The sequence below is a fragment of the Geobacillus sp. 47C-IIb genome (assembly GCF_014679705.1).
GTDB lineage: Bacteria > Bacillota > Bacilli > Bacillales > Anoxybacillaceae > Geobacillus > Geobacillus thermodenitrificans.
Genome location: NZ_CP061473.1, coordinates 622,877 through 646,823 on the forward strand (window position 1 = coordinate 622,877; position 23,947 = coordinate 646,823).

Annotated in this window: 27 protein-coding genes and 1 pseudogene; 6 read left to right on the plus strand and 22 right to left on the minus strand. The window is 51.2% G+C overall.

What is annotated here, in order from left to right; genetic code table 11:
* Positions 1 to 327 precede the first annotated feature (327 nt).
* From rpsA to IC804_RS03155, 14 genes and pseudogenes are all read right to left on the minus strand, one after another.
* Positions 328 to 1,491 carry a 30S ribosomal protein S1 gene (gene rpsA, locus IC804_RS03090; RefSeq protein WP_029760985.1) on the minus strand — a complete coding sequence of 388 codons (1,164 nt, stop codon included), beginning with the start codon at positions 1,489 to 1,491 and terminating at the stop codon, positions 328 to 330.
* A 348-nt stretch (positions 1,492 to 1,839) separates the two neighbouring features.
* Positions 1,840 to 2,217, minus strand: a pseudogene (locus tag IC804_RS19000) (lysophospholipid acyltransferase family protein); the annotation flags it as partial.
* A complete protein-coding gene (gene cmk, locus IC804_RS03100; RefSeq protein WP_008879640.1) occupies positions 2,214 to 2,888 on the minus strand; it encodes a (d)CMP kinase in 675 nt (224 codons plus the stop codon). The pseudogene IC804_RS19000 and the gene cmk, both read right to left, overlap by 4 nt.
* A gap of 95 nt (positions 2,889 to 2,983) precedes the next feature.
* Positions 2,984 to 3,163 carry a YpfB family protein gene (locus IC804_RS03105; RefSeq protein WP_008879641.1) on the minus strand — a complete coding sequence of 60 codons (180 nt, stop codon included), beginning with the start codon at positions 3,161 to 3,163 and terminating at the stop codon, positions 2,984 to 2,986.
* 52 nt (positions 3,164 to 3,215) lie between these two features.
* Positions 3,216 to 3,884, minus strand: coding sequence for a flagellar brake protein (locus IC804_RS03110; RefSeq protein ID WP_008879642.1), 669 nt, complete (start codon positions 3,882 to 3,884; stop codon positions 3,216 to 3,218).
* A 161-nt stretch (positions 3,885 to 4,045) separates the two neighbouring features.
* On the minus strand, positions 4,046 to 5,389 hold the full coding sequence (gene ypeB, locus IC804_RS03115) for a germination protein YpeB (protein ID WP_008879643.1): 1,344 nt from the start codon (positions 5,387 to 5,389) through the stop codon (positions 4,046 to 4,048).
* Positions 5,390 to 5,404: 15 nt separating this feature from the next.
* Complete coding sequence (gene sleB / locus IC804_RS03120; protein ID WP_011887704.1) at positions 5,405 to 6,196, minus strand: spore cortex-lytic enzyme; 792 nt, start codon at positions 6,194 to 6,196, stop codon at positions 5,405 to 5,407.
* A 165-nt stretch (positions 6,197 to 6,361) separates the two neighbouring features.
* Positions 6,362 to 7,057, minus strand: coding sequence for a glutamic-type intramembrane protease PrsW (prsW, locus tag IC804_RS03125; protein ID WP_008879645.1), 696 nt, complete (start codon positions 7,055 to 7,057; stop codon positions 6,362 to 6,364).
* Between the two features lie 84 nt (positions 7,058 to 7,141).
* Entirely contained in the window at positions 7,142 to 8,113 is a 972-nt protein-coding gene (locus IC804_RS03130) for an asparaginase (RefSeq protein ID WP_029760987.1), read from the minus strand.
* A gap of 70 nt (positions 8,114 to 8,183) precedes the next feature.
* Complete coding sequence (locus IC804_RS03135) at positions 8,184 to 9,176, minus strand: YpdA family putative bacillithiol disulfide reductase (protein WP_008879647.1); 993 nt, start codon at positions 9,174 to 9,176, stop codon at positions 8,184 to 8,186.
* Positions 9,177 to 9,265: 89 nt separating this feature from the next.
* A complete protein-coding gene (locus IC804_RS03140) occupies positions 9,266 to 10,537 on the minus strand; it encodes a Glu/Leu/Phe/Val family dehydrogenase (RefSeq protein ID WP_008879648.1) in 1,272 nt (423 codons plus the stop codon).
* A 171-nt stretch (positions 10,538 to 10,708) separates the two neighbouring features.
* On the minus strand, positions 10,709 to 11,299 hold the full coding sequence (locus tag IC804_RS03145; RefSeq protein WP_008879649.1) for a genetic competence negative regulator: 591 nt from the start codon (positions 11,297 to 11,299) through the stop codon (positions 10,709 to 10,711).
* An 88-nt stretch (positions 11,300 to 11,387) separates the two neighbouring features.
* Positions 11,388 to 12,191 carry a metallophosphoesterase gene (locus IC804_RS03150; protein ID WP_008879650.1) on the minus strand — a complete coding sequence of 268 codons (804 nt, stop codon included), beginning with the start codon at positions 12,189 to 12,191 and terminating at the stop codon, positions 11,388 to 11,390.
* Between the two features lie 11 nt (positions 12,192 to 12,202).
* The gene (locus IC804_RS03155; protein ID WP_008879651.1) at positions 12,203 to 12,595 is read right to left on the minus strand and encodes a hypothetical protein; all 393 of its coding nucleotides are present in this window, start codon (positions 12,593 to 12,595) and stop codon (positions 12,203 to 12,205) included.
* Positions 12,596 to 12,702: 107 nt separating this feature from the next.
* Here IC804_RS03155 and IC804_RS03160 point away from each other — a divergent pair, with 107 nt between their 5' ends.
* From IC804_RS03160 to IC804_RS03170, 3 genes are read left to right on the plus strand one after another with little or no spacing between them, the layout of a single operon-like run.
* Complete coding sequence (locus IC804_RS03160; RefSeq protein ID WP_008879652.1) at positions 12,703 to 12,933, plus strand: spore coat associated protein CotJA; 231 nt, start codon at positions 12,703 to 12,705, stop codon at positions 12,931 to 12,933.
* On the plus strand, positions 12,930 to 13,190 hold the full coding sequence (locus tag IC804_RS03165; protein WP_008879653.1) for a spore coat protein CotJB: 261 nt from the start codon (positions 12,930 to 12,932) through the stop codon (positions 13,188 to 13,190). Before IC804_RS03160 ends, IC804_RS03165 begins: the two co-directional genes overlap by 4 nt.
* Before the next feature lie 33 nt (positions 13,191 to 13,223).
* A complete protein-coding gene (locus tag IC804_RS03170; protein WP_029760988.1) occupies positions 13,224 to 13,793 on the plus strand; it encodes a manganese catalase family protein in 570 nt (189 codons plus the stop codon).
* A gap of 29 nt (positions 13,794 to 13,822) precedes the next feature.
* On the opposite strand, the gene IC804_RS03175 is transcribed toward IC804_RS03170, so the two are convergent.
* From IC804_RS03175 to IC804_RS03195, 5 genes are all read right to left on the minus strand, one after another.
* The gene (locus IC804_RS03175; RefSeq protein ID WP_008879656.1) at positions 13,823 to 14,269 is read right to left on the minus strand and encodes a YpbF family protein; all 447 of its coding nucleotides are present in this window, start codon (positions 14,267 to 14,269) and stop codon (positions 13,823 to 13,825) included.
* Between the two features lie 113 nt (positions 14,270 to 14,382).
* Positions 14,383 to 14,889: a LysM peptidoglycan-binding domain-containing protein gene (locus IC804_RS03180; protein WP_011887709.1), complete on the minus strand. Its 507-nt coding sequence runs from the start codon at positions 14,887 to 14,889 to the stop codon at positions 14,383 to 14,385.
* Positions 14,890 to 14,893: 4 nt separating this feature from the next.
* On the minus strand, positions 14,894 to 15,481 hold the full coding sequence (locus tag IC804_RS03185) for a CPBP family intramembrane glutamic endopeptidase (RefSeq protein WP_008879658.1): 588 nt from the start codon (positions 15,479 to 15,481) through the stop codon (positions 14,894 to 14,896).
* A complete protein-coding gene (locus IC804_RS03190) occupies positions 15,465 to 16,988 on the minus strand; it encodes a RecQ family ATP-dependent DNA helicase (protein WP_008879659.1) in 1,524 nt (507 codons plus the stop codon). Before IC804_RS03190 ends, IC804_RS03185 begins: the two co-directional genes overlap by 17 nt.
* Positions 16,976 to 18,022, minus strand: a complete 1,047-nt coding sequence (locus tag IC804_RS03195) for a YpbB family protein (RefSeq protein ID WP_008879660.1) — start codon at positions 18,020 to 18,022, stop codon at positions 16,976 to 16,978. Before IC804_RS03195 ends, IC804_RS03190 begins: the two co-directional genes overlap by 13 nt.
* Positions 18,023 to 18,274: 252 nt before the next feature.
* On the opposite strand from IC804_RS03195, the gene IC804_RS03200 reads away from it, so the two are divergent.
* From IC804_RS03200 to serA, 3 genes are all read left to right on the plus strand, one after another.
* Complete coding sequence (locus tag IC804_RS03200; RefSeq protein ID WP_008879661.1) at positions 18,275 to 18,523, plus strand: ferredoxin; 249 nt, start codon at positions 18,275 to 18,277, stop codon at positions 18,521 to 18,523.
* A gap of 173 nt (positions 18,524 to 18,696) precedes the next feature.
* A complete protein-coding gene (locus IC804_RS03205) occupies positions 18,697 to 19,209 on the plus strand; it encodes an inorganic diphosphatase (RefSeq protein WP_008879662.1) in 513 nt (170 codons plus the stop codon).
* Between the two features lie 210 nt (positions 19,210 to 19,419).
* Complete coding sequence (serA, locus tag IC804_RS03210; protein WP_029760991.1) at positions 19,420 to 20,994, plus strand: phosphoglycerate dehydrogenase; 1,575 nt, start codon at positions 19,420 to 19,422, stop codon at positions 20,992 to 20,994.
* Positions 20,995 to 21,181: 187 nt separating this feature from the next.
* On the opposite strand, the gene IC804_RS03215 is transcribed toward serA, so the two are convergent.
* The 3 genes from IC804_RS03215 to sigX all read right to left on the minus strand — a co-directional run bounded on the left by IC804_RS03215 (position 21,182) and on the right by sigX (position 23,929).
* On the minus strand, positions 21,182 to 21,994 hold the full coding sequence (locus IC804_RS03215; RefSeq protein WP_008879665.1) for a histidinol-phosphatase: 813 nt from the start codon (positions 21,992 to 21,994) through the stop codon (positions 21,182 to 21,184).
* A gap of 305 nt (positions 21,995 to 22,299) precedes the next feature.
* The gene (locus IC804_RS03220) at positions 22,300 to 23,406 is read right to left on the minus strand and encodes a GerMN domain-containing protein (protein WP_081157170.1); all 1,107 of its coding nucleotides are present in this window, start codon (positions 23,404 to 23,406) and stop codon (positions 22,300 to 22,302) included.
* On the minus strand, positions 23,384 to 23,929 hold the full coding sequence (sigX, locus tag IC804_RS03225; RefSeq protein WP_029760992.1) for an RNA polymerase sigma factor SigX: 546 nt from the start codon (positions 23,927 to 23,929) through the stop codon (positions 23,384 to 23,386). The genes IC804_RS03220 and sigX overlap by 23 nt, the downstream gene beginning before the upstream one ends.
* Positions 23,930 to 23,947: the final 18 nt, after the last annotated feature.

Sequence of the window (23,947 nt, forward strand, 5' to 3'; positions counted from 1 at the left end):
TTATAAGACTGTTGATTTCGTAATCCATCCCCTTTTCAAAGCAGGAAATCTTGTGAACTCTGTTTTATGTCGTGTTGCGAAGCTGTTGATTGGTCCGAAACAGCTATTTTTCGTCAGTCTTTTATAGAATTGCCGTTTTTAAATGAAAATATAATGGTCACTTCAAAGCTAAGATTCACTTTCCCCTCCACTTTCCTTTTGCTTGGAAGCAGAGATCTCTCGATTGAGAGGGCAAAAAGCGTGCTCTCTTTATTCGTGTTCGACAGATAAAACAAAAACCTCATCTTGATGGCAAATGCCATCAAGATGAGGTTGCTTGACGGTTCATTATTTTAATTTTTTCAGCTGTTCGCCGATGACTTCGCCGAGCTGGAAGCCGCGCGTTTCCGCCACTTTCGTATATTGGCTGTAATCCTCCGCCGGCGCAGCTGTTTCTTCTTCAAGCAGCGCGCGGATGCTTAAGGAAATGCGGTGCTCAGCCTCGTTGACATCGAGCACTTTCGCTTTCACTTCATCGCCTTCCTTCAGGACTTCATGCGGTGAGCCGATGCGGCGGTTGGCGATTTGCGACACGTGAACCAATCCTTCGACACCCGGGAAAATTTCCACAAACGCACCGAATGAGGCGAGCCGCTTCACAGTCCCAGTGACGACATCACCCGGTTTTACTTTTTCGCTGATACCTTCCCATGGACCCGGCAACGCTTCTTTGATCGACAGCGACAGACGACCTTGTTCCGGGTCGACAGCCAACACCTTCACTTTTACCGCATCGCCTTCTTTCACCACCTCAGACGGATGGGCGACACGCGTATGAGAAAGCTGGGAAATATGTACGAGTCCGTCAAACCCGCCGACATCGACAAAGACGCCGAAATCGGCAATGCGGCGGACGACGCCATCCAGCACTTGCCCCGCCTCAAGACGGGAAAGCAGTTCTTTTTGCTGCCGCTCTTGCTCTTCCTCAACGACCGCTCGATGCGATAAAATGACGCGGTTTTTCTCGCGGTCGAGTTCAACGACTTTGACCGTGAGCGTTTTTCCTTTGTAATCAGAAAAATCTTCGACATAGTATGGTTCAACAAGCGAGGCCGGGATAAAGCCACGCACACCGACGTCGGCGACAAGCCCACCTTTAACGATGTCTTTCACAACCGTTTCGAACGTTTCGCCGCTCGCGAACTTGCGCTCAAGCTCCTCCCACGCCCGTTCGGCATCGACAGCTTTCTTTGATAAAATGAGCAGCCCTTCTTCCCCATCTTTGCCTTCTTCCACTTTTTTCACTTTAGCCGTCACTTCATCGCCGACCGCGACAGCATCGCTCGGTTTCTCGATATGCAAGTTTGACAGCTCGCTGATCGGAATGATGCCGCTTTGTTTGCTGTTTTCCACCTCAACAAGCACTTGTTTGTCTTCGAGCTTTACCACTTTGCCGCGGACAATATCGTCCACCCCATACACATTCACTTGTACATTCATCTCTTCTGTCATCGTAAAACCCCTCCTTCATCGACTGACCATCCTGCAAAAGCGCGCCTCGCGCCGAGGCCGCGGCCGGCTGTCGGCAAAAATAAGGACGCTTTTCTAGTTAGTATACCATATTTTCTCAATCAACATGTACTATAATGCTTATCGATGTTGTTCAAGCAGCTGGCGGATATGATCCATGATATAATCGGCCGCTTCTTCCGGACTGGCCTTCCGCTCACGAAGCGGCGCCATATCAATTGGCGCCCCGTATACGACTTTGAGCGGCACAAACGGCCGATACGGACCGATGATCGCGCATGGGACGACAGCTGCATCGGTGCGCAAGGCGAAAAAACCGACGCCAGGCAGCGCCCGTTTCAGACGCCCGTCTTTGCTGCGCGTTCCTTCAGGAAAAATGCCGAGCACCTCTCCTTGTTTCAGCACCTCAATCCCTGTGCGCAGCGCCTGACGGTCGCTCATGCCACGTTTAACCGGAAAAGCGTGCAAGCTTTTGACGAGCGTTTTCACCACTGGGGTGCGAAACAATTCTTCTTTCGCCATAAACCGGATCGGCCGCGGTGCTGTAATGCCGACGATCGGCGGATCTAAGTTGCTGATATGGTTGGCGCACAGAAGCACCGCTCCTTCTTTTGGAAATTGCTCAACCCCGGTAACTTGAATGCGGTACAAAGGGGTTAATATGCTTTTTACCACTCCTTTGGCCAACGAATAAAAATCCACCCTCATCCAATCCTTTCGTTGACAATTTCCATAATGCGCGCCGCCACTTCCTCGACCGTCAGCGACGTCGTATCAATTTCTACCGCATCCGGCGCCTTGCGAAGCGGCGCTGTTTCTCGCTCTGAGTCGATCCGGTCGCGGTGAGCGATCTCTTCTTTTAGCTTTTCGAGATCAGACGGAAAGCCGCGGGCGATATTTTCTTCATGCCGGCGCCGCGCACGCTCCTCGACCGAGGCTTTCAAGAAAATTTTCACCTCAGCATTCGGCAGTACGTTCGTCCCGATATCGCGCCCGTCCATAACAACACCGCCCCCTTCGGCCAAGGCGCGTTGGCGAGCAACCATCTCCTCGCGCACAAGCGGGTGCTTCGCAACAAACGACACCGCATTCGTCACCGCCTCGCCGCGAATAATATCGGTGACGTCTTCACCGTTCACGAATACGAGTTGCCCTTGCGGTGATGGCTTCAGTTCAATCGATGTATCACCAAGCAATGACAGCAGCGCCTGTTCATCATGGATGTCAACACCGCATTGAAGCGCCCGGTACGTTAACGCACGGTACATCGCACCGGTATCGATATATACATAGGAAAGGCGGTTGGCAATGAGTTTAGCGACCGTACTTTTTCCTGCTGCCGCAGGTCCATCGATCGCGATGCAAATTCGTCGTTCCATAACTCCTCCTGCTTCATCGAATCATGTAATGACTGCACAAAGAAAAATGCAGGAAAACCCTGCATGTTCTCATATTCATTGTATCATATTTGCCGTCAACGGTCGACGGCCGTTTCAATTGTTTCCGTTTTTTTCGGCTTAGCTACCCCTTCATATTCGTATATTTTGCCAATATAAAGCGCCGCCGGCGTGTACAATACGAGCCATTGAGCAACCAACAAACAAATTGCTTGGATCACAACAAGCTTCCATAACAGCTGCTCGATCCGCTTCATGGCACAAACATCCTGCCTTCCGTTTTTTCTAGCAGTATTCCACCCAGCCCGTTCATTTATTCTCTTCTTTTTCCCTTTTCTTTTCGTCAAGCTGCTGCTCAAAGCTGTAACGAATGAGTCGAACACGGTCTTGGGGAAGAAGATCCGTGAACTCAACCGACATTTTTGCGATGCCGTGCTCATCAGTAACTATGCGGACGAGCTTAGCTTTCGTTTTCACATAATAGTATTCACCCGAGCGCATCGGCAGCACAAGCCAAAGCTCAACCGCCTTGCCTGGTTGAAGAAGAGGAGCATGCGTTGGCGGAATGAGGAGCGCGGCTCCGCCGGCGCTAATATCGATCGTCATCGTTACAAACGGGGCGAATTCACCATTAAGCGGATGGACGGCAGCATCGACCTTTGCCTTCACCCGCACATACCGGCGACGCTGAATGCGCGTGACATATTTGTCACCCGGATAAGTCAAAATAACCATCGGTGACGGGTCGCGCATTTCCCCTTTCACTTCCGTATCAAACATGTACAAAGCCCCATCTCGGCCGATAAAACTCGCCTTAAATTGCATGCCGTTTAACAAATACACCGTTTTTCCGCTCTGTTCATCGACAGGATAACTAATATGGATCACCCCGTCGGCGACGGAGAGCATCTTACTCTGGTATTGCCGCGTTGAACCGTCGAGCGGCTCAAGCCAGATCCGATCCCCAATCTTGATCATCATCTTGCCTTTTGTCCCCTTTCGGCCAACCGTCGAATCACCGAATACTTGCCGCTGACCCGCGTCGTTACATATGACTATTATACCATACAACTTTCACTTCGGGTCGACGGGAACAAAAAGGAGGAAAAGCCCTGTTTTTGGCCTTTCCTCCTTTCCTCTTATCCATAGTTCGGTTCTACGCTTTCGAGTTTTTCCACTTTTTCTTCAAGACCGGTCGACGCGTTAATAAACAGCTGGTACGTCTCGTCGCCAAGCGTTCCTAAGAACTCGTAGCAAAGCACGGGTTTTTGCAAGTCGTTCATAATGACTGCTTGGCGCTGTTCCATCACTTTTAACTGCGGGTTGACCTTTTTCTTCACCGCTTCGACGGTGAGTTTCGGTTTTGGCAGCGGACGCGGGATCGACGATGACAAATAATCGCGCGCTGTAAAGCCGACAATTCGGCCGTTATCGAGCGCCACTTTCATTTGGACTGCTTCCGGGTAAATGCGGATACCGTTTTCACTTTTGACAAACGTAAGCACGACGACATTATCGTATTGCGTGCTGTCGTACAGTTCAAACCCGGTAAATTGATGCCGTTTTAAAAATGCCATTCCTCGATTCGTCGCCTCATGCAAGCTGATCTTTGGCTTGCCGATCGGCCGGCTGTTGAGCGCCCAAATCGGGTAACCGCCATTTTTCGTAATGTCCATATAAATGTCGCCTTTTGTTTTCGGATCGCGAATCGTTAAGCTATAAAAGCGGTCGTCCGCTCCTTTGCCGCTCTCTGTCACCTTGATCTCCTCAGTCCCTTTTAAGCCGAGAAAATCGCGGGCAATTCGTTTCGCTTCGTTTTTGGTGATCGGACGTCCTTGCGCCCGAACAAACCCTTTTTCTTCATTAGCAAGGCCGATGAATGATGGTCCAAACTCGGACGAGCTTGAGAACGTATCAACATTTTTTTCGACCGCTTTGAAACCGTCAATAATAATGTTGTCACCTTTCTCGTCATTCGTGGCCAGCGCCAACTCGACATCCATCCAACGCAAATTGTTTTCAAGCACTAAATGTTGCACATTGCGCAGCTCTTGACGGATGGTTCCCGCGTTTTTGTACAGCGCCTGCAACGTCTTGTACTCTTCTTTGGTCAACGGCTCTTCTTCCAAATCGCGCACCGCCGTTCGGTAGCTGAACTCACCGATTTGTGATAAAAACTCTTGCGTCTTGTTAAACGGCAAGAGCGACAGCGGCAGCTGACCGACGTCTGAGTGCGCTTCTGCTGCGATTTTCCACACTTCGGCAAGCGCCGGCGACAATGATGCGTGCGAGTTCATCGCCAGTGTTGCGCCGAGCTTGTCATGAAGCAAGTCGATTTGGTAGGCCAAATCGTGGAACGCACGCTGGTAATTGTTTTCTGCGTGGATTAAAATCGCGTTTTTCTCCGAGTGCTCGCGGTAGCCCCAATAACCGGTGCCGACGACGGCAACGACGAGCACCGCAAGCAATAGGTTTCGCACCATTCCGTCTCCCTCCTTTTATTTGCAGAAAATATGCTGCCCGATCCGTTTAATTTGCGGCCGACTCCAAATCCAAGCGCTCGTCGCGGTTGCCGGGTTGAAATAGTAAATGGCGCCACCGCTCGGGTCCCAACCGTTAATGGCATCAAGCACTGCCTTTCTTGCTGTTTCGTTTGGCGTCAGCCAAATTTGTCCGTCAGCGACCGCAGTAAACGCGCCCGGTTGAAAAATGACTCCAGCAACCGTATCCGGGAACGACGGGTGTTGGAGCCGGTTTAAAATGACGGCGGCGACGGCTACCTGGCCGATGTACGGCTCGCCGCGCGCTTCACCATAAACCGCGTTCGCCATCAACTGAATATCGTTTTGCGAAAACCCTTTCGGCACGTTCGACGCCGTCGTTTTTGCCGTTCTTCCCCCGCTGCCGCGCTTTTTCACTTGCTGGCTGAGCGGGATGCCCCCGTAATGGGTAAATTCGTTTCCTTGGCGAATTTGCTCTTTGACAAACTGCTCATAATATTTGGAGGCCTTCACCAACTTCCGTTTCGTCTCGGCACCGGCCAACCCGTCGACTGGCAGGCCGTATTTTTGTTGGAAGTTGCGCAGCGCCCAATACGTGCCCCAACCGAACACGCCGTCAATTTTTCCCTTGTAAAAACCGAGATATTGCAGTCGCGCCTGCAATTCAATGACATCATCGCCGACCGCTCCACGCTGGATGACTTGCGGGGAAAAGGCGGCAGCATCGCCTGCTGGATGCAGGCATACTAAGACGCCTATTAAGGTGAACACAATGAGTTTCCTTACCATATGCAAACCTCCCGTCGACCATCGCCGTTTTTATCCTTATTTTCCTCCGGTCTTTCCTCTTTATACAGAAAAAAGAAGAAGGGGCCGTCCGGAAAGCCGTGTTTTCGACTTTCGGATGCCCCTTTTCACGTTCCAACATCTTGCTATAGCAACCATCTTCATTTTTTAAGGCAGTTCTACTTTGCGAACGACTCCTTGCGCCGACGACGTCACTTGACAGCGGATGTACCCTTTTGCCTTCTTCACTTTGCGCAGCGCCACCCACCATAAGGCAAGCATAAACGGCCCCATGTAATAACCCCATTGTTTCTCGGCCAACAAAATCCAATCATAGATGCCATGAAGAAAAAACGGCAGCAAAAACGATGCCCATAAATAATAACGGCGCTTTCGGCCAGCAAATTTCGCCTTGCCGAAATAAAACCCCATAATGACGGCAAACAGCGCATGGCTTGACACCGGCAGCAGTGCCCGGGTGACGGCTGTCTCCAATCCGTTGGCTAGCAAGTATAAAATGTTCTCTAACGTCGCAAAACCTAATGAGACGCTGGCACTATACACAATGCCGTCGTACGGCTCATCAAATTCGTCGTGGTCATACACAAAAAAATAGATAATAAACCATTTGACAAACTCTTCGAGCAACGCCGCAGATAAAAACGCTTCAGCCGCCGGCGACGAAATGATTTTTTCTTCCACCAACACGTATTGAATAAACATGATGGGAAAAACAAGGAGAACACCGAAGAAAAACATGCGCAACACAAAAGACAACGGTTCAGCTTCATACTCGTCCTTTAAATAAAAATAACTGAGCAGCGCCACCCCAGGGGCGACGCCGGCAGAAATGAGCGAAAACATATCGATCCCCGTTTCTCTGTCTTTTTACCTCTATCGTAACACGAAACTAGGGAGTGAAAAAGAGAATTTACTAGGCAACTTCACCTAATAGGCAAACAAGTTGTCGATATCCGCGTTGGAGGCGAGGGCGACGGCGAGCTTGATGCGCGCTTTTTTTGCGTCATAATCGCTGCCGAGAATCACGCCTTTTTTATGCAAGTCATAAGCGCTCCCTAAATAATCGTACGTCGTATACACCGCCCCTTCCTCAGCGCTCGTCGTCACAACGACTTTGATGCCGGCTTCGAGAGCCTTGACGATTTCACCGACCATGTTCGGCGCCACTTGCCCGCGACCGACCCCTTCAAGCACGATGCCGGCCACACCGCTTTCGCGGGCTGCTTTAATAAATTTTCCGTCTGCTTCCAAATAACATTTCACAATATCGACGGGCGGAAGCGGGCGCACGAGCTCGTAATATTCACGGCGGATCGGTTTTTGGTACACGTGCACTTCGTCGTTGTCAATAATGCCTAAATACCCGAAGCCAAACGAGTTAAACCCTTGAATGTTCGAAGCATGTTCTTTTTTCACGTATTTGGCGGCAAAAATGCGTTCATTGAACACGACGACTGTTCCCGCTCCTCGCAGCGACTCAGCGCACGCAGCGTAAATGGCATGGCGGATGTTGATATACACATCGCTGCCCAAATCGGCCGGAGCCCGCTGCGAGCCGGTGACGACGATCGTTCGCGGGTCATTCACAGTCAAATCAAGAAAGTACGCCGTCTCCTCAAGCGCATCAGTCCCGTGGGTGACGACGATACCATCGACGGACGGATCGGCGAAATGCGCCTCAATCCGTTTTTTTAGCTCAAGCCAATGCGCAAATGTCAAATGCATGCTCGGCAACTGGAACACGCTTTCGACTTTGACCTCGATCTCTTTCGGCAAATGGCACATCGCGGCAAGCTCTTCGCCACTTAACGCCCCGGCATTCAAGCGGCCGGAGCGTTCATTCCGTTTGCTGGCGATCGTGCCGCCAGTCGTCAGCAGCACTACTTTCCGTTTCGTCACATCCGTCACCTTCGCTTTCCGATTTTAAACATGATGCCCGCCTAATTTCTACCGCACTCAAATGGTGTTGTTACAGCGGCTTCCGAGCCGATGCTTCCTGCTCTCGTTGGGCGATGCAGGCAGCGATGTGATCGCCATGAAAACGGCCGTTTTCGATAAAAATTTCATTGGCATTATTACCAGCGGCGATCACCCCTGCGATAAACACCCCCGGCACGTTTGTCTCCATCGTTTCTGGGTCATAGTGCGGCCGTCCGCTTTCCGGATCGACGCGAACGCCGATATTCGTTAAAAAGCTATGGTCGGGATGATAGCCAGTCATGGCGAACACAAAATCGTTTTTGATCGTTTTCGTTTCCCCGTTTACTTCGTAAGTCACAGCATCTTCCGTAATTTCTTTCACGTGAGCGTGAAATTCCATGCGAATGACGCCTTTGCGCACCAATGCATCAAACTCCGGCAAAATCCACGGTTTGATGCTTTTGGAATACTCGCTGCCGCGATACAGCACCGTGACGCGCGCCCCAGCTTTCACAAGTTCCATCGCCGCATCGACGCTCGAGTTTTTCCCACCAATAACGACGCAGTCGGTGTTGAAGTACGGATGCGCTTCTTTAAAATAATGCATTACTTTCGGCAACTCTTCCCCCGGTACATTCATATAGTTTGGATGGTCGTAATACCCGGTGGCAACGACAATGTATTGAGCGCGATACTTGCCTTTTGTCGTTTCGACCAAAAAAGTCCCGTCTTCTTGCTGCTTGACGGTTTTCACTTCTTCAAACGTGTTGACGCGCACTTGTTTACGGACGACGACTTCGCGGTAATACGCGAGCGCCTGGCTTCTCGTCGGCTTTCGATTTTCCGTAATAAACGGCACGCCGCCGATCTCCAACCGGTCACTCGTGCTGAAAAACGTTTGATGCGTCGGAAAACGGTAAATCGCATGGACGATATTCCCTTTTTCGATCACAAGCGGTGAAAACCCAGCGTCCTGCAAAGCGATCGCCGCCGCCAGTCCGCATGGTCCGCCGCCAACGATGATAATTTTTTCTTCTCTCATGTTTTTTGTCACCTCACACGAAGCAAAAAATCCCCTATCTTATGATAGGGGATTTCACTCCAGCATGCAAACGTCTGTGCTCGCCGCGTTTACACCCAGCCGCGGAATCGGCACGCTTCCGCCATTTTACGGACGCCGACCATGTATGCGGCAAGGCGCATATCAACGCGGCGCGTTTGCGCCATGTCATAAACATTATTAAACGCCTTGACCATCACTTTCTCAAGCCGCTGTTCGACTTCTTCTTCCGTCCAATAATAGCCTTGGTTGTTTTGCACCCATTCAAAGTACGACACTGTCACGCCACCAGCGCTTGCGAGCACATCCGGGACGAGCAAAATGCCGCGTTGCGTTAAAATTTCGGTTGCCTCGAGCGTCGTCGGGCCGTTCGCCGCCTCAACGACGATGCTCGCCTTAATGCGTGGGGCATTTTCGGCCGTAATTTGGTTTTCGATAGCCGCCGGCACTAAAATGTCGCAATCGAGTTCAAGCAGTTCTTTATTGGAAATCGTATTTTTAAACAGCTTCGTCACCGTGCCAAAGCTGTCACGCCGCTCGAGCAAATAGTCGATATCAAGCCCGTTCGGATCGTACAACGCACCGTATACGTCGGAAATACCAACGACTTTCGCACCGGCGTCATGCATAAACTTCGCCAAATAGCTGCCGGCGTTGCCAAACCCTTGAACGACGACACGCGCTCCTTCGAGCGACAAGCCGCGTTTTTTCGCCGCCTCGCGGATACAAATCGTCACCCCTTTGGCCGTCGCTGTTTCCCGACCATGCGAACCGCCGAGCACGAGTGGCTTTCCGGTAATAAAGCCCGGCGAATCGAATTCACGGATGCGGCTATACTCATCCATCATCCACGCCATAATTTGCGAGTTCGTAAACACATCAGGTGCTGGAATGTCTTTGGATGGTCCAACGATTTGGCTGATGGCGCGCACATAGCCGCGGCTCAACCGTTCAAGCTCGCGGAACGACATCGTGCGCGGATCACAGACGATACCGCCTTTGCCGCCGCCATACGGCAGATCGACGATACCGCATTTTAAGGTCATCCAAATAGACAGCGCTTTCACCTCACGTTCAGTGACATTAGGATGGAAGCGCACGCCACCTTTTGTCGGACCGACCGCATCGTTATGCTGTGCCCGATAGCCAGTAAAAATTTTCACCGATCCGTCGTCCATGCGCACCGGAATGCGGACGGTCAGCACGCGGATCGGCTCTTTCAGGAGCTCGTATACTTCTTCCGGGTAGCCGAGCTTTTCCAATGCTCTATGTATAACAATTTGCGTCGACGCCAACACGTCGTACTGTTGTTCTTTGTCTTCCGTATGCTTATCGGCTGCCATCACGTAAACCTCCTATAAGCTCGCTATAATAGTTTGTCGCCCTCCATGTCATAGTATACACCTTCTGATGGCGGATGCAAAGGAAAAAAGGCTGAAACGGACCAAACATTCCAAACATTGTTTCCTGCGAAAAAATAGACTCCTTGTCCATATACAGGAGTCTAGTCGTGCTTAGTTAGCCCGGAAATAATGAACGAGTTGCTCAATGGCGCGGCGTTCCATTAATCGTTTCCCATATTCTTGCACACGGTGTATCGTTATCGTAGCCGGGTTGCCGAACTCGGCCAGCAAGGCGACAAAATTGTCGAGCGGAATCGGTGGTTCTTCGGCAACATGCAAGTAAAAGCGGCCCTGGTACGAATAGAGCGTGCCGTCGAGGCAGCCGACCGCACACAAACGATGGGCGAGCTGAATGACATCTTCGAACGTTTGAAATTCGTAAAATATGTCATCGCTCTCATCGAGCGTTACTTGCATTTCAATGTAATCGTCCGCAAATTCTTCTTCGATGTCGTTGTAGTCGCCCTCATTCGTAACGATAACGACCATGCCCTGTGCCGGTAAAGAGTAAACTTCGACCGCGATCGATCCGTTCACTTCGAAGCCGAGCTCTTCGCTTGCTTCCTCAATCATATCTCGGAACAGCTGATGCACTTTAAACGTGTCTCTCCACAAATCGTCTTTTGTCAATCCGCGGTCCAGCAAATCGTCAAACGTCAAAAAGATTTTTATTTTATTGTGGGTCAAGCGCTCAAGACGCATCGGCAACCCCTCCTTACCTACAGAGCCATCTCTTACCGTTATTGTATGTTGCAACTCGCAATTGGTTCGTTTGTTATTATTAATGAGTTTACATCGTTTTCCCGGTTTTAGACAAGCATTTTTTCTCGGTTGCCAGTTTCCCAGGCACAATTTTGATGAGATGGGTTTCTGCCGGCGCCCCAAGGCGAAGCGGCACCCCGGTCGTCCCGTAGCCGTTACTCGTGAACAACGCCGTGTTGCCGTGCCATTTGAGCCCTCCTTTTTCATACAACCCAAACGAAAACAGCCGAATTTGTCCACCATGTGTATGGCCGCTCAACACGAGCGAAATATGTTGCTCATCTTCGAGACGAGCAATGATTGCCGGATTATGACAGGCTAAAATGCGAAATGATTCAGGCGGGACGTGTTCGAGCGCCCGAGCGATATCCGCCTCCTTACGGCTGACATCACCGACGCCGATGAGCGCGATCGGCACACCGCCGTGCTCCCATACTTCCGCTTTGTTTTTGAGCACATAGACGCGTTCTTCCTCGAGCAATGATTGAAGATCGTAGTCGACTTCGTCATCATTGTTTCCCCAAACAAAATAAACAGGAGCGACCGTTTGCAGCCGACGTACGTTTTCACGGACGCGCGCAGCCGGCACCCCTTTCTCAGCCAAATCGCCGCCAATCACGACGAGGTCCGCTTTACCTTTCACCGTCTCAAGCATGCGGCACGAAACGCTCCGCCGATGAATATCAGAAATAAAAAAAATCGTAAGCGGAGGCCCATTGTCGGGAAAATGAGGAAACGACAGCGTCACATGACGAATCCGATTGCTGTGCGCTTCTTTCCACATATATCCAAACAAAAACAGAAAACTAATGATCGCTCCCCCGATGAACATACTTCCTCCTGCTAAAGCCGGTCACCTTCGCTCAACCGGCGTTCTCTCAACGTCATCATACCATAAAAGAAGGAAAAAACGAAAAAAAGCGCCGCCGTTTGCCAATGAAACTGAAACGCCCAATAAAAATGGCTAAGCGCCGCCATACTCACTACCCATTCACCAACACGAAACCGCCGGCCGGACAGTAGGCGCACGCTCCCGATGATCACCATGCGGATGAGGGCTCCATTAGCGGCAACACCAAGGAAAAAACAAGCAAGTGCAAGCCATGTCCGCAGCGGGACAAACAGAAATCCTGTCAAAAACTGAGCCAAGGAAAACGGCTGAAGCGGCGGCAGCCAGCGAAAAAACAAATAGGCGCCTAAAACAGCGGCCATGGCTGTCATCCATAGACGACCCATTTTTTCCTCCTTCGTTTTATTCCTATGATTCAGCATGCCAAACAGACATGAACGATGTCGCTCTATCATACATATAGACTGAACTTTACCAAAAAAGGAGGGGTTTTGTGTTTACGACGCGCAAACAATATGAGCCGTATATTAGTCCGTTTGATCCGTGCCCGCCGATCCGCGTCAAAACGTACGTCACCGCGCCGAACTTATACATCGGATTCCAGCCTCCAAACCTGCCGCAATTCCCTCTGCGTGAAGCATTAATGAAAGGAACGCTTTGGAAAGTGTTTTACGACCCTTATTACAGCCCTTACGAAACAAAAACAAAAGGTGATGGCTCATGAAACAAATGCCAAAGGAGTATTACGAGCGTTTGGAGGAGCTGCAAGCGGTCGACTTTGCCCTCGTTGAGCTCACGCTTTATTTAGACACCCATCCAACCGACTACCAAGCGATTCAACAATTTAACCAACTCGCTCAAAAGCGGAGACAGTTGAAAAAACAGTTTGAAGCCGCCTACGGGCCGCTTGAGCAGTTTGGCCATAGCTATTCCAACTACCCGTGGAACTGGGACGACACGCCGTGGCCTTGGCAAGTGTAGCCGATACATCACGAGCGCAAGGAGGAATGGATGATGTGGATTTATGAAAAAAAATTGCAATACCCGGTCCGCGTCAGCACGTGCAACCCGAGACTGGCAAAATATTTGATCGAACAGTACGGCGGGGCGGACGGAGAGCTCGCTGCCGCACTCCGTTACTTAAACCAGCGTTATACATTGCCATCGAAAGTGATCGGATTGCTAAACGACATCGGCACAGAAGAGCTCGCCCATCTCGAAATGATCGCAACCATGGTGTACAAACTAACGAAAGACGCGACGCCGGAACAACTGAAAGAAGCCGGGCTTGAGCCTCATTACGTCGACCATGAGCGCGCCCTCTTTTACCATAACGCTGCCGGCGTTCCGTTCACGGCAACGTACATTCAAGCGAAAGGCGACCCAATCACGGACTTGTACGAAGACATCGCTGCTGAAGAGAAGGCTCGCGCTACGTATCAATGGATTATTAATATGAGTGACGACCCAGACTTAAACGATGGGCTCCGCTTTTTACGCGAGCGGGAAATTATTCATTCACAACGATTCCGCGAAGCGGTGGAAATTTTAAAAGAAGAACGGAACCAAAAAAAATTTTTCTAAACTGAACACAGCTGGATGGAATCGCCCATTCAGCTGTGTTCATAATACAGGTTAATGTCGTACTCCCGCTTCAGCCACTCAAACAACCGGTGGCGCCCGTTCCACTGCTCTTCGTCTTTCCATAAATCGATACTTTTTTGAATAATTTCGCAACGGAGAGCGTGAAAATCATCTTCCGCCTTTTCGCTTTTTCCTTTGTAATAGACAGCTAACCAATACACCGTGCATAAAAGAAGCAAGATGAAAATGTGGACAGGTGCGGCAAAAAACCAAGCAAGCCGCTCGCTCCACGTCGCAACGGCCGAAACATTGGCAATAACATAAAGAAGGAAAGCAGCTAAGCCAACAAATGAAGCAACTTGCAAGATGGTCGTTCGCTTTTCGAGCCGCTCCCATTTTTTCTTCTTTTCAATGACAGCAAGCAACATTTCTTTTGTTACTTCATCGAGGGAAAATTCACTCGGAAAATGGGCCATCGTGCTCTCCCCCTTGTCCTCTTCTATTGTCCATCATATGCCGCTTCAAGCGACATTAGAACAAAGGAGAAAACACCGATCATCGATTGTTTGCATGCCGGGGTCGGCCGCACTCAGTTTTGTTCATGAAGCGGAATGCGCAGCGTTTGCCCTGGCTCAAGCCGGTTAGTTGACAAGCCGTTTTCTTTTTTGATGAGTTCCATCGCGCTTGGCGTGCCGTAATATTTCATGGCAATGCTGTATAGCGTTTCGTTCGCCGCGACAACATGGGTGACCGTCTTGCTGTTCGTTTGATCCACATCTTTTTCGTCCGCTGACCGCTCCCGTTTCGGCGTTTGTTCGGCAGCCTTCACGTCGTCGGCTTGAATGATGCGCACCTTTTCCCGGTTGCTGCTTTCCTCATGGCGGACGACTGTAACCGTCCCGGAATCCGATCGGGCGTGGTAGATGGCCATCACCGTGGCTGGCAGCGCCAAAAACAAAAGCGCCAGCAAGCGAACTGGGATGTATTTTCGCTTTTGTTCTTCTTTTTGCCGCCGCCTTTTTAGGCGTGATAACGGCGTATTCGTATCCGCCGCCGACCGTTTTCTCCGCTCTAGACGCTTCGATGTCCCTTCCATCTCTTTACTCCTCTTCCTCCTCCGTCTCCCGACTCAATCGAATATGTAAAGCAAGCACAAAATCAATTAAAAAATGAGCGATGACTGTCACCCATAAACTATCCGTCCGTTCATACAGCACGCCAAGAAACAGGCTAAGAAGGATAACCATGAAGAATAAAAACCATTTTTCCAAATAACGGACATGCAGCACGGCAAAGATCGCACTCGCCACCCAAAGCCCCCAATGTGTCTGCACGATGCCGCGAAACAGCCACTCTTCGGTAACGGCAATCAGCACACATAAAAAAAAGAGATGGGGAATGGAGCGGTTGCGAAAAATTTTTTCATTCACTCCGCCGTCATCATGCCAGTCTTCCGGCAAATAACGCATCGCCAAAAAGTCAGCCGTCAACACGAGCGCCGCCGCACCTACTCCGTATAACAGCACATCGCTCAGATCAAACCGCCAAAGCTGGCGCCACTCGGTCCAATCGAACAAAAAGAATGAGACGACGCCGGCAACGATAAGCAACAACGCTTGCGTCAAATAAAGATGAAAAAGCACTTCGCGGTCTGTCATATGTCGGATTTGTTCACTTTGCCGTCTCATCTTGCCGCCCCCTGCTGAAAAACATTTGCCATAGCTCTTCACGCCAATGGCGAATCGGCGCCGCAGCCAAGCGACGGGTGTCACGCATATAGGCATCGAGCCGCAGCCCACAACAGTCGCAGCAGTCACCCGGCTTGTCCGTCAGCTCTTCCCCGAACGCGCGAACGATCATCGCGCGCCGGCAGGAAGATGTGTGCACCCAGTCGTCCATTTCATGCAGCTTTTTTCGCTTCCAGCGCCGCCGCGTTTCAATCGCCGCGGCCATTCTTTCGTACAGTTGCTCCTTCACCTCTGCCGTGAGCCGACCAGGCGGCGCTGTTTGTCCCCATTCTAACAAGTACGTCAAGAGCCGTTTTTGTATCTCCGTAAACCCGCTTGCTTCGATGGCAGCATTCCATTGCTCCACAGCAACGTTGTCCGGGAGCCGCCAACACCATTCACGCAGCTCGTGCGGGTCGGGAAGCTCGGCTTCAGCCACCGCTTGGGCGATGGCCCGATCGCCATCAGCGTAAAACAGCACAGCCAAGCTCGGCGCCCCGTCGCGCCCGGCGCGCCCAATTTCCTGGACGTACGCCTCGAGCTGGGCCGGCATATGAAAATGGAGCACAAACCGAACGTTTTCTTTGTTCACGCCCATGCCAAACGCACTCGTGCAACAAACGATATCGAGCTGACCGTATAAAAATTGCTGCTGCACGAGCAGCCGCTGCTCTCCGTCCATGCCGGCGTGGTAGTACGCCACCCGCCCCGCTCCGCTCTGCTCAAGGCGGCGCGCCATTTCTTCCGCCCATTGACGGCTCGAAAAGTAAACGATCCCTGGCCCTTCAAGCTGCCTCGCATATTCAACTAAACGCGCTGCTTTTTCCTCAGCCGACAAGCAATACTCAACCTTTAAGGCGATGTTGGGGCGGTCGACAGAATAAATATGGAGGCAGGCGCGCTCCATCCCGAGCGTACGGACGATATCATCCCGCACTTCCGGCGGCGCCGTCGCCGTCAGCGCCAAGCACGGCGGCGAACCGAGCGCGCGCCGGACCGTCCCTAGTTTTAAAAAGTCGGGGCGGAAATCATAGCCCCATTGAGAAATGCAATGCGCTTCATCGACAACAAATAAGGAAATGCGCGTACGCCCAAGCGCCGTCAAAAATTTTGCCGATTGCAGCATTTCCGGCGAAGCGTAAATGAAGCGAAAATCGGGCAGCGAGGCGAGCGCCTGCCATTTTTCTTCGGCATCGAGCAAGCTATGGAAAGCAATCACCCGCTTTTCCCCTCGCCGGCGCAGCTGTTCGACTTGGTCTTCCATGAGCGAGACAAGCGGCGAAACAACAAGCACGCTTCCGGGGAGCAAATACGCCGGCAGCTGATAGCAAAGCGACTTGCCGCTTCCAGTCGGCAACATCGCCAACACATCGCGTCCGGCGAGCACGTCTTCAACCACTTCCCGCTGCCCCGGACGGAACGAGGCATGTCCGAATTGCGCATGCAAGATTTTTATTAATTCATCCAACGTCCCACTTCCTTTGCTAAAACGAGACGAATTTCAAAATAACTGACTGCGCCGCCGAGCGCCTCGCGGATGTGCTTTAACTTGCGCGTCCCGAGCGCCCGCGCCGCCGCTTGAATCGAAGCCGCCTTCTCATCTGTCACAAACGGTGCGATCGAAAAACTAGGTACATTGGCAGCAATTTCGACAATATGATCCTCAATCGTACTGCGCTTTAGGCGGCGAAGGAGTGCGATTTCTTCCATCGTTTTTCCTTTCTGCAGCCATTCGTACGTTTTTTGCGCCGATTGCGTCAGCTGCACCGGCACGAGTCCGTCCATCAGCTCCGCCATCGTCGGAGCGCGACCGGCCTCGGCCTCCGCCATCATATAATGGAGAACGTTGCGAAATTGAAACTGCACATAGAGCACATCTGTTTCCAAATAGGCAGCGATTTGCTCCGCCGTCCAGCCGATGCGCACGGCGCTCGTCAACCGCAGCGTGAACACTGTCGCCTCCTCTTCAGAGACGGCCTCAAGCAGCCGGATGAGCTCCTCGTAGAGCGAGGCAGCGAGCGTTTGGCGCGAGCCGTTGGCGAGCAAATATTGCTTCACCCATAGAAGCGTTCGCTCATCGCGACAAATCGGTGTAAAGCGCTGCCTGTAAACGAGGTTGGATAACGTTTGGCCAACGAGAGAGAGCCGCTGCCAAAACAGCTGTTCTATATCATGATAGCGCCACCCGTTCAAATGGCAGGGAAGCATGCTTTCTTGCGTATCAAGCCATCGCTTTCCGGCTTCTGTCAACCTATACGTCCGGTTCGCCCCCGGCGCGGCCAACTGCTGTTCGATCAGCTCCTGTACGGCCGCTTCAAGCTTGGCCACCGTCACATCTTTCCACGTGCCGAAAAACGGCTCAAGCTGAAACCATTTGCTGTCTTGCAACGTTTGAGCCGACTTTTTTCCGGAAAATAAATGGTACACCGCCGCCAGCGTCCGTTCGCCGTTGAAGCGGCGCAAGCAGTGCGCAAGCAGAAACGAGGCATAACCATGCCGCATCACTTGTTCCTCCCTCGCCTCTATTGTAACAAAAATCGTCCGTCTGGTCGGCACGAAAAATATTCAGTTTGACACCCCTTCCATATGGTAACGAAAATAAACGACATGCATATGTGTAAAAATACAGGAGAGCAATTTTTTAGTTGAAAAGCATGGCAAACGGTCTTATTATAAAAGTGAAAGTTCATTTCCGAGCAGGCAACACGGAGATGGCACGTCCGTTTCCAATAAACTTGGGGAGGTTAGATCTTTATGCCAAAGTACACGATCGTCGATAAAGAAACCTGTATTGCCTGTGGAGCGTGTGGCGCAGCAGCTCCAGATATTTACGATTACGACGAAGACGGCATTGCCTACGTCACCCTTGATGACAACCAAGGAATCGTCGAAGTGCCGGATATTTTAATTGACGATATGATGGATGCGTTTGAAGGCTGCCCGACCGAATCAATCAAAGTCGCTGACGAACCGTTTGACGGCGATCCGAATAAATTTGATTGAGATTCCCCCTCTTGCCGATCGGCAAGAGGTTTTTTAGTGAAGACGTGAAAAAATCCCCTTCCATAAGTAGCGCATACTGGGCGAACATGCTAAAATAAGATTGTCTTGTCCGCCGTCCATTGGCGGACAAGTTTTCATGCATACATAACGAGCAAAACAAGGAGGAACGGGTTATGGCATTCGAAAATAAAGTTGTCGAAGCGTTTATTGAAATTCCGACTGGCAGCCAAAACAAATATGAGTTCGACAAAGAACGGGGCATTTTCAAACTTGACCGCGTTTTGTACTCACCGATGTTTTATCCAGCCGAATATGGCTACTTACAAAATACGTTGGCGCTTGATGGCGACCCGCTCGATATTTTAGTCATTACGACGAATCCGACATTCCCAGGCTGCGTCATCGATACGCGCGTCATCGGCTTTTTAAACATGATCGACAGCGGCGAGGAAGATGCGAAACTAATCGGCGTACCGGTTGAGGATCCTCGGTTTGATGAAGTTCGCTCAATCGAAGACTTGCCGCAGCATAAACTGAAAGAAATCGCCCACTTCTTTGAACGCTATAAAGACTTGCAAGGCAAACGAACAGAAATCGGCACATGGGAAGGTCCAGAAGCCGCTGCCAAATTGATCGAGGAATGCATCGCCCGCTACAATGAGAAAAAAATCAATAATCGACACTAGACACTAACCAGAACGGACATTGTATCTATTTCCGAACTATCTCGCCCATATTCTTTAATATGGGCGTTTTTCTTTTTCTAAAACCGAACATTATCAAACAAGAAATCGTTTTCATTTGTATAACTTCTTCAAACCCCATTGACAGACACCGCTTTAGTATGTTAAATTATCAGAAATTTAACATCTTCGAAAAAGAAAGGAGCACTAGCCGTGTTTCGCGTACTCGTTTCCGACGCCATTAGTGAAGAAGGTTTGGCGCCATTGCGCACATCAGCACATATTGACATTGTGCAAAAAAAAGTTGGCGAAGTTGAAGACGAATTACATACGTTCGACGCCTTGCTTGTGCGCAGCGCGACGAAAGTGACGGAAGACCTATTGGAAAAAATGACGAACTTGAAAATTGTCGGTCGCGCCGGTGTCGGTGTTGACAACATTGATATCGACGCGGCGACAAAACGCGGCATCGTCGTTATTAACGCACCAAACGGCAATACAATTTCCGCTGCTGAACACACATTTGCGATGATGGCGGCGCTTGTTCGCCATATCCCGCAGGCGCACATTTCCGTCAAATCGCGGGAATGGAATCGCTCAGCGTTTGTCGGCAAAGAACTGTTTGGCAAGAAGCTTGGCGTAATTGGCTTTGGCCGCATCGGATCAGAAGTCGCCAAACGGGCGCGCGCGTTTGGCATGACCGTGCACGTATATGACCCGTTTTTAACGAAAGAGCGGGCGGAAAAACTCGGTGTCTCCATCCATTCGCTCGATGAAGTGCTTGCTTCCGCCGACATCATCACCGTCCATACACCGCTGACAAAAGAAACGCGGGGGCTGCTTGGCACGGAAAACTTGGCAAAAACGAAAAAAGGAGTTTATCTGATCAACTGCGCCCGCGGCGGCATCATCGATGAACAGGCGCTCATTCCGTTTTTAGAAAGCGGCCACGTCGCTGGCGTCGCCCTTGACGTCTTTGAACAAGAGCCGCCAGGCGACCATCCGCTTTTGGCGTTCTCCAATGTCATCGCTACGCCGCACCTAGGGGCATCGACCGTTGAGGCGCAATTGAACGTTGCCACGCAGGTCGCTGAAGAGTTGCTTCACTTTGTCGAAGGACAGCCGGTCACGTCGTCGATTAACTTGCCGGCCTTGTCAAAAGACGTCTATGAAAAAATTCAATCATTCTATCATTTAGGACGGAAGCTCGGCTTAATCGCGTCGCAATTTATGAACATCCCGGTGCAAGAGCTGTCCGTCACCTATGCCGGCACAGTCGCTGATTTGGAAACGACGTATATCACCCGCAGCTTGCTCGCGGGCTTCTTGCAACCGCGCGTCGCCTCCACCGTCAATGAGGTAAACGCCGCCATGGTCGCCAAAGAGCGCGGCATTACGTACGGCGAAAAATTTTCTGATGAAACGCATGGGTATGCGAACTGCATTTCGCTTACCGTCCATGGCGAGAACAAAACGTTCACGATTAAAGGGACGCACGTGCCGAACTACGGCGATCGCATCGTCCACTTCGACGGCGTCGCCATTGATTTCGCTCCGGAAGGCCATCTTCTTTACATCCAGCATCAAGACCGTCCGGGGATGATCGGGAAAGTCGGGAACATTCTCGGAGCCCACGACGTCAACATCGCAACGATGCAAGTCGGTCGTCAAGAGGCAGGGGGAAAAGCGATGATGATCCTCTCGCTGGACAAACCTGTTGACGATGCCGTGTTAAAAACATTGGCGCAAATTGATGATATTGAGACCGTCAAACGCCTTGAGGCGTAGTCATAAAAAACGCAGGCTTCTTGTTTCGAAGCCTGCGTTTTTTCGGCCGTTACGTCAAACAGTGAAACGGCGTCCGTCCCCCACCGGAATTTCTCTTGCATCACGCCACAATCCATCCCGTCCGGCCATAAAACATGCAGGCTCCCAGGATTGGAAACCTGCATGTTTTTTCATCGTATCATTCCGTTCAACCGAGCGGCACTGCCTTCCGTTCTCCTTTCGAGAACGTCATCAACTCAGTATAACCAACGCTGCGGGCAAGTTCAATTGCCTTATCAAAGTCGGCACCGACATGTTCCGGCACGTGCGCGTCAGAGGAGAAGACGATTGGAATGCCTTTTTCATAGCACATTTTTAGCAAGCGTGGATCCGGGTACAGCTCACCGACCGGCTTACGCAGCCCGGCCGTGCTGATCTCAACGCATGTTTTTGAATTAGCGAGCGCCGTTGTCGCCCGGTCATATTGCTCGAGCAAAAATTCTTCATCTTCCGGAACATATTTAAAAATTTTCACCAAATCGAGGTGACCGATAATATCAAATAAGTTCGATTCAGCAAGCGTCACGACTTGATCAAAATATTTGCGGTATGTATCGTACAAATCACGACGTTCCCACTCGCGGCGATATTCGACTAAGTCAATGCCAAAGTCGTCGACCCAATGGATGGAGCCGATGACATAGTCAAAATCGTACGAGCGGATGAACGCCGCCATCTCTTCATGCTTGCCTGGCGTATAGTCCATTTCGATGGACATTTTCACATCGATGCCGGCATCCCACGCTTCATGGAACAGCTGGACATAATCAGCCATATCGTAGCAGCGGCGCGCTTCCACCCACGGATTGGACAAAATGTTTTTTGTTTGATAAAAATGATACGCGTGTTCGGAAATGCCGAAATGCTCAATCCCTTTTTTCGCCGCCTCATCCGTAAATTGACGCAAATAATCAAGCGTCAATGTCCCCCGTTCAAGATGGTTATGGTAGTCGGTCAACATCTGTCTTTCTCCTCTCCTGATGTTTTTCTCATTATAACGCATCACCGCGAAAGAGGACAACCGTTTTTCGAATATTCATCCAATCATCCGTTGGCACCGACGAGAAACAACAGACCGACGCATACTGCCACACCCGCAACCGCTAGGATCCGTCTCATGACATCATCCATTCTCCATTCCTCCTTCCTTCTTCGCACCATATATGTCTTATGTCAAAACGATGATCGATAGAACAACACGACGCCGACATTAACAAAACTGTAACAAAACGCCCCCGTAAAATGACCAAAAGGAGGCATCGGCCGCTATCGGCCGCCTGCCGTCAATAGTTCCTCGTTCGGACCGGCCGGCACCTTAATCCGCTCCCCGAGCGGATACGGACCGATGGACGAGCGGCCATTAGCCGCCAACGTCACCTCAAGCAAGCCAAACTCTTTCGCCGTCAATAAAATCGCTTCTGCCATGCGCGCCGCATCCGCTGCGTCCAGCGAAGCGGAAAAGCGAAGTGAAACAGTGGCATGACGCCCACTGGCATGAACGTGATCCACCTTCACTTCCGGTGGAATCGCCGGCTCAAGCCCACGGCCGCCCGGTTTTTTCATCCGCTGCACCGCCTCGGAAAACGAGCGGGCGGAGCTCGGTACTGAAATGAGCACGGCATGGCCGAACGAAGAAAGGCGGTTTATATAATAAATTCGTTTTTGCTGATCCACTTTTGTCGTTTTCAACGGTCCAGATGCTGATAGGTCAAGACCTTCCTCCGCTCCGGTGAAAAAGCGGATATTCTGTCCGCCCATTTGCCGCACGGTTTCCACCACCGCCATGAAAAACAGCTGCTGCTCCTCGCGATCAGCGGTAAATATGCGATGGTCGGCCGGAACGCGCACCGCCCAAGTGCCCCTGTTGCCTGCTTCTGGTGCCATCGTTATGCCATCAAGCCATTTGGCTGCGCTTCGTAACGAGGAGCGGTTGAGCTCATCCAACGCTGCCGTCAGCCGTTCTTCCAGGGCAAAACGGCCGAAAAGCGGGACAACTACCGGTACAACCATGCCGATTTTCCGGTCAGGTAAGGCGATTACCACTTTACTTACCGCTTCATTCGACACCTCGGTCGCCATCATCGCTTCTGGATGGGAAGAAACATCGTTCGCTCGCCATGTCTGAACGGCAGATGAAGAGGCTACCTGTTTGTCCGCCGGTTCCGGAATGATTAGACGAGGAGCGGCAAACGCAGCCGCAACAAGCACCGCCGCCGACGCAACTGCCGGAAGCCAGCGCCGTTTCCAGCGCGCCGCTCGTCGGGCGCGCTCTAGCCGCTCGTAAATATCCTCTTTCGCGCGGCGGTCTTTGACAACGGGCAACTGTTCAAGTCCGTGTTGAATACATCGCTCATTCCAGTTGAGCTTTTTCATGTTGCCACCCCTCCCGTTCTGCCTCTTCCTCCATATATTGCTTCAGCGCCTTTAACGCGCGGTGTTGCGTCGTTTTTACTTTGCTCTCCGTCCAGCCAAGCGCTGCTGCCGTTTCCGCGATCGACAGCGACTGGATGAATCGGAGGACGAGCACAAGCTGCTGATCGACCGTACAGCGCGCCAAACAGCGATACATGAGTTGAATTTCCTCCTTTTGAATGGCAACCTCCTCCGGCATCGGTTCATCGGCGCCGATCGACTCTTCGCTCCATTCCGACGGACCAGCCCATTTGCGCCGATGTTTTTGCCGGCGGAAAAAATCGATCGCCACATGGCGCGCAATGGACAGCAGCCACGTTTTTTCACTGCATTGCCCTTTAAACCGCTTATACGAACGCAGCACTTTCACGTACACTTCTTGGACCAAATCTTCGGCATGCTCTCGATTCCGCACCATGTAAAACAAAAAATTAAACAAATCGTCATGATACTTTTCATACAACTGTTCAAAGACGGGGTCCATCGTCTCTCTCCCCCTATC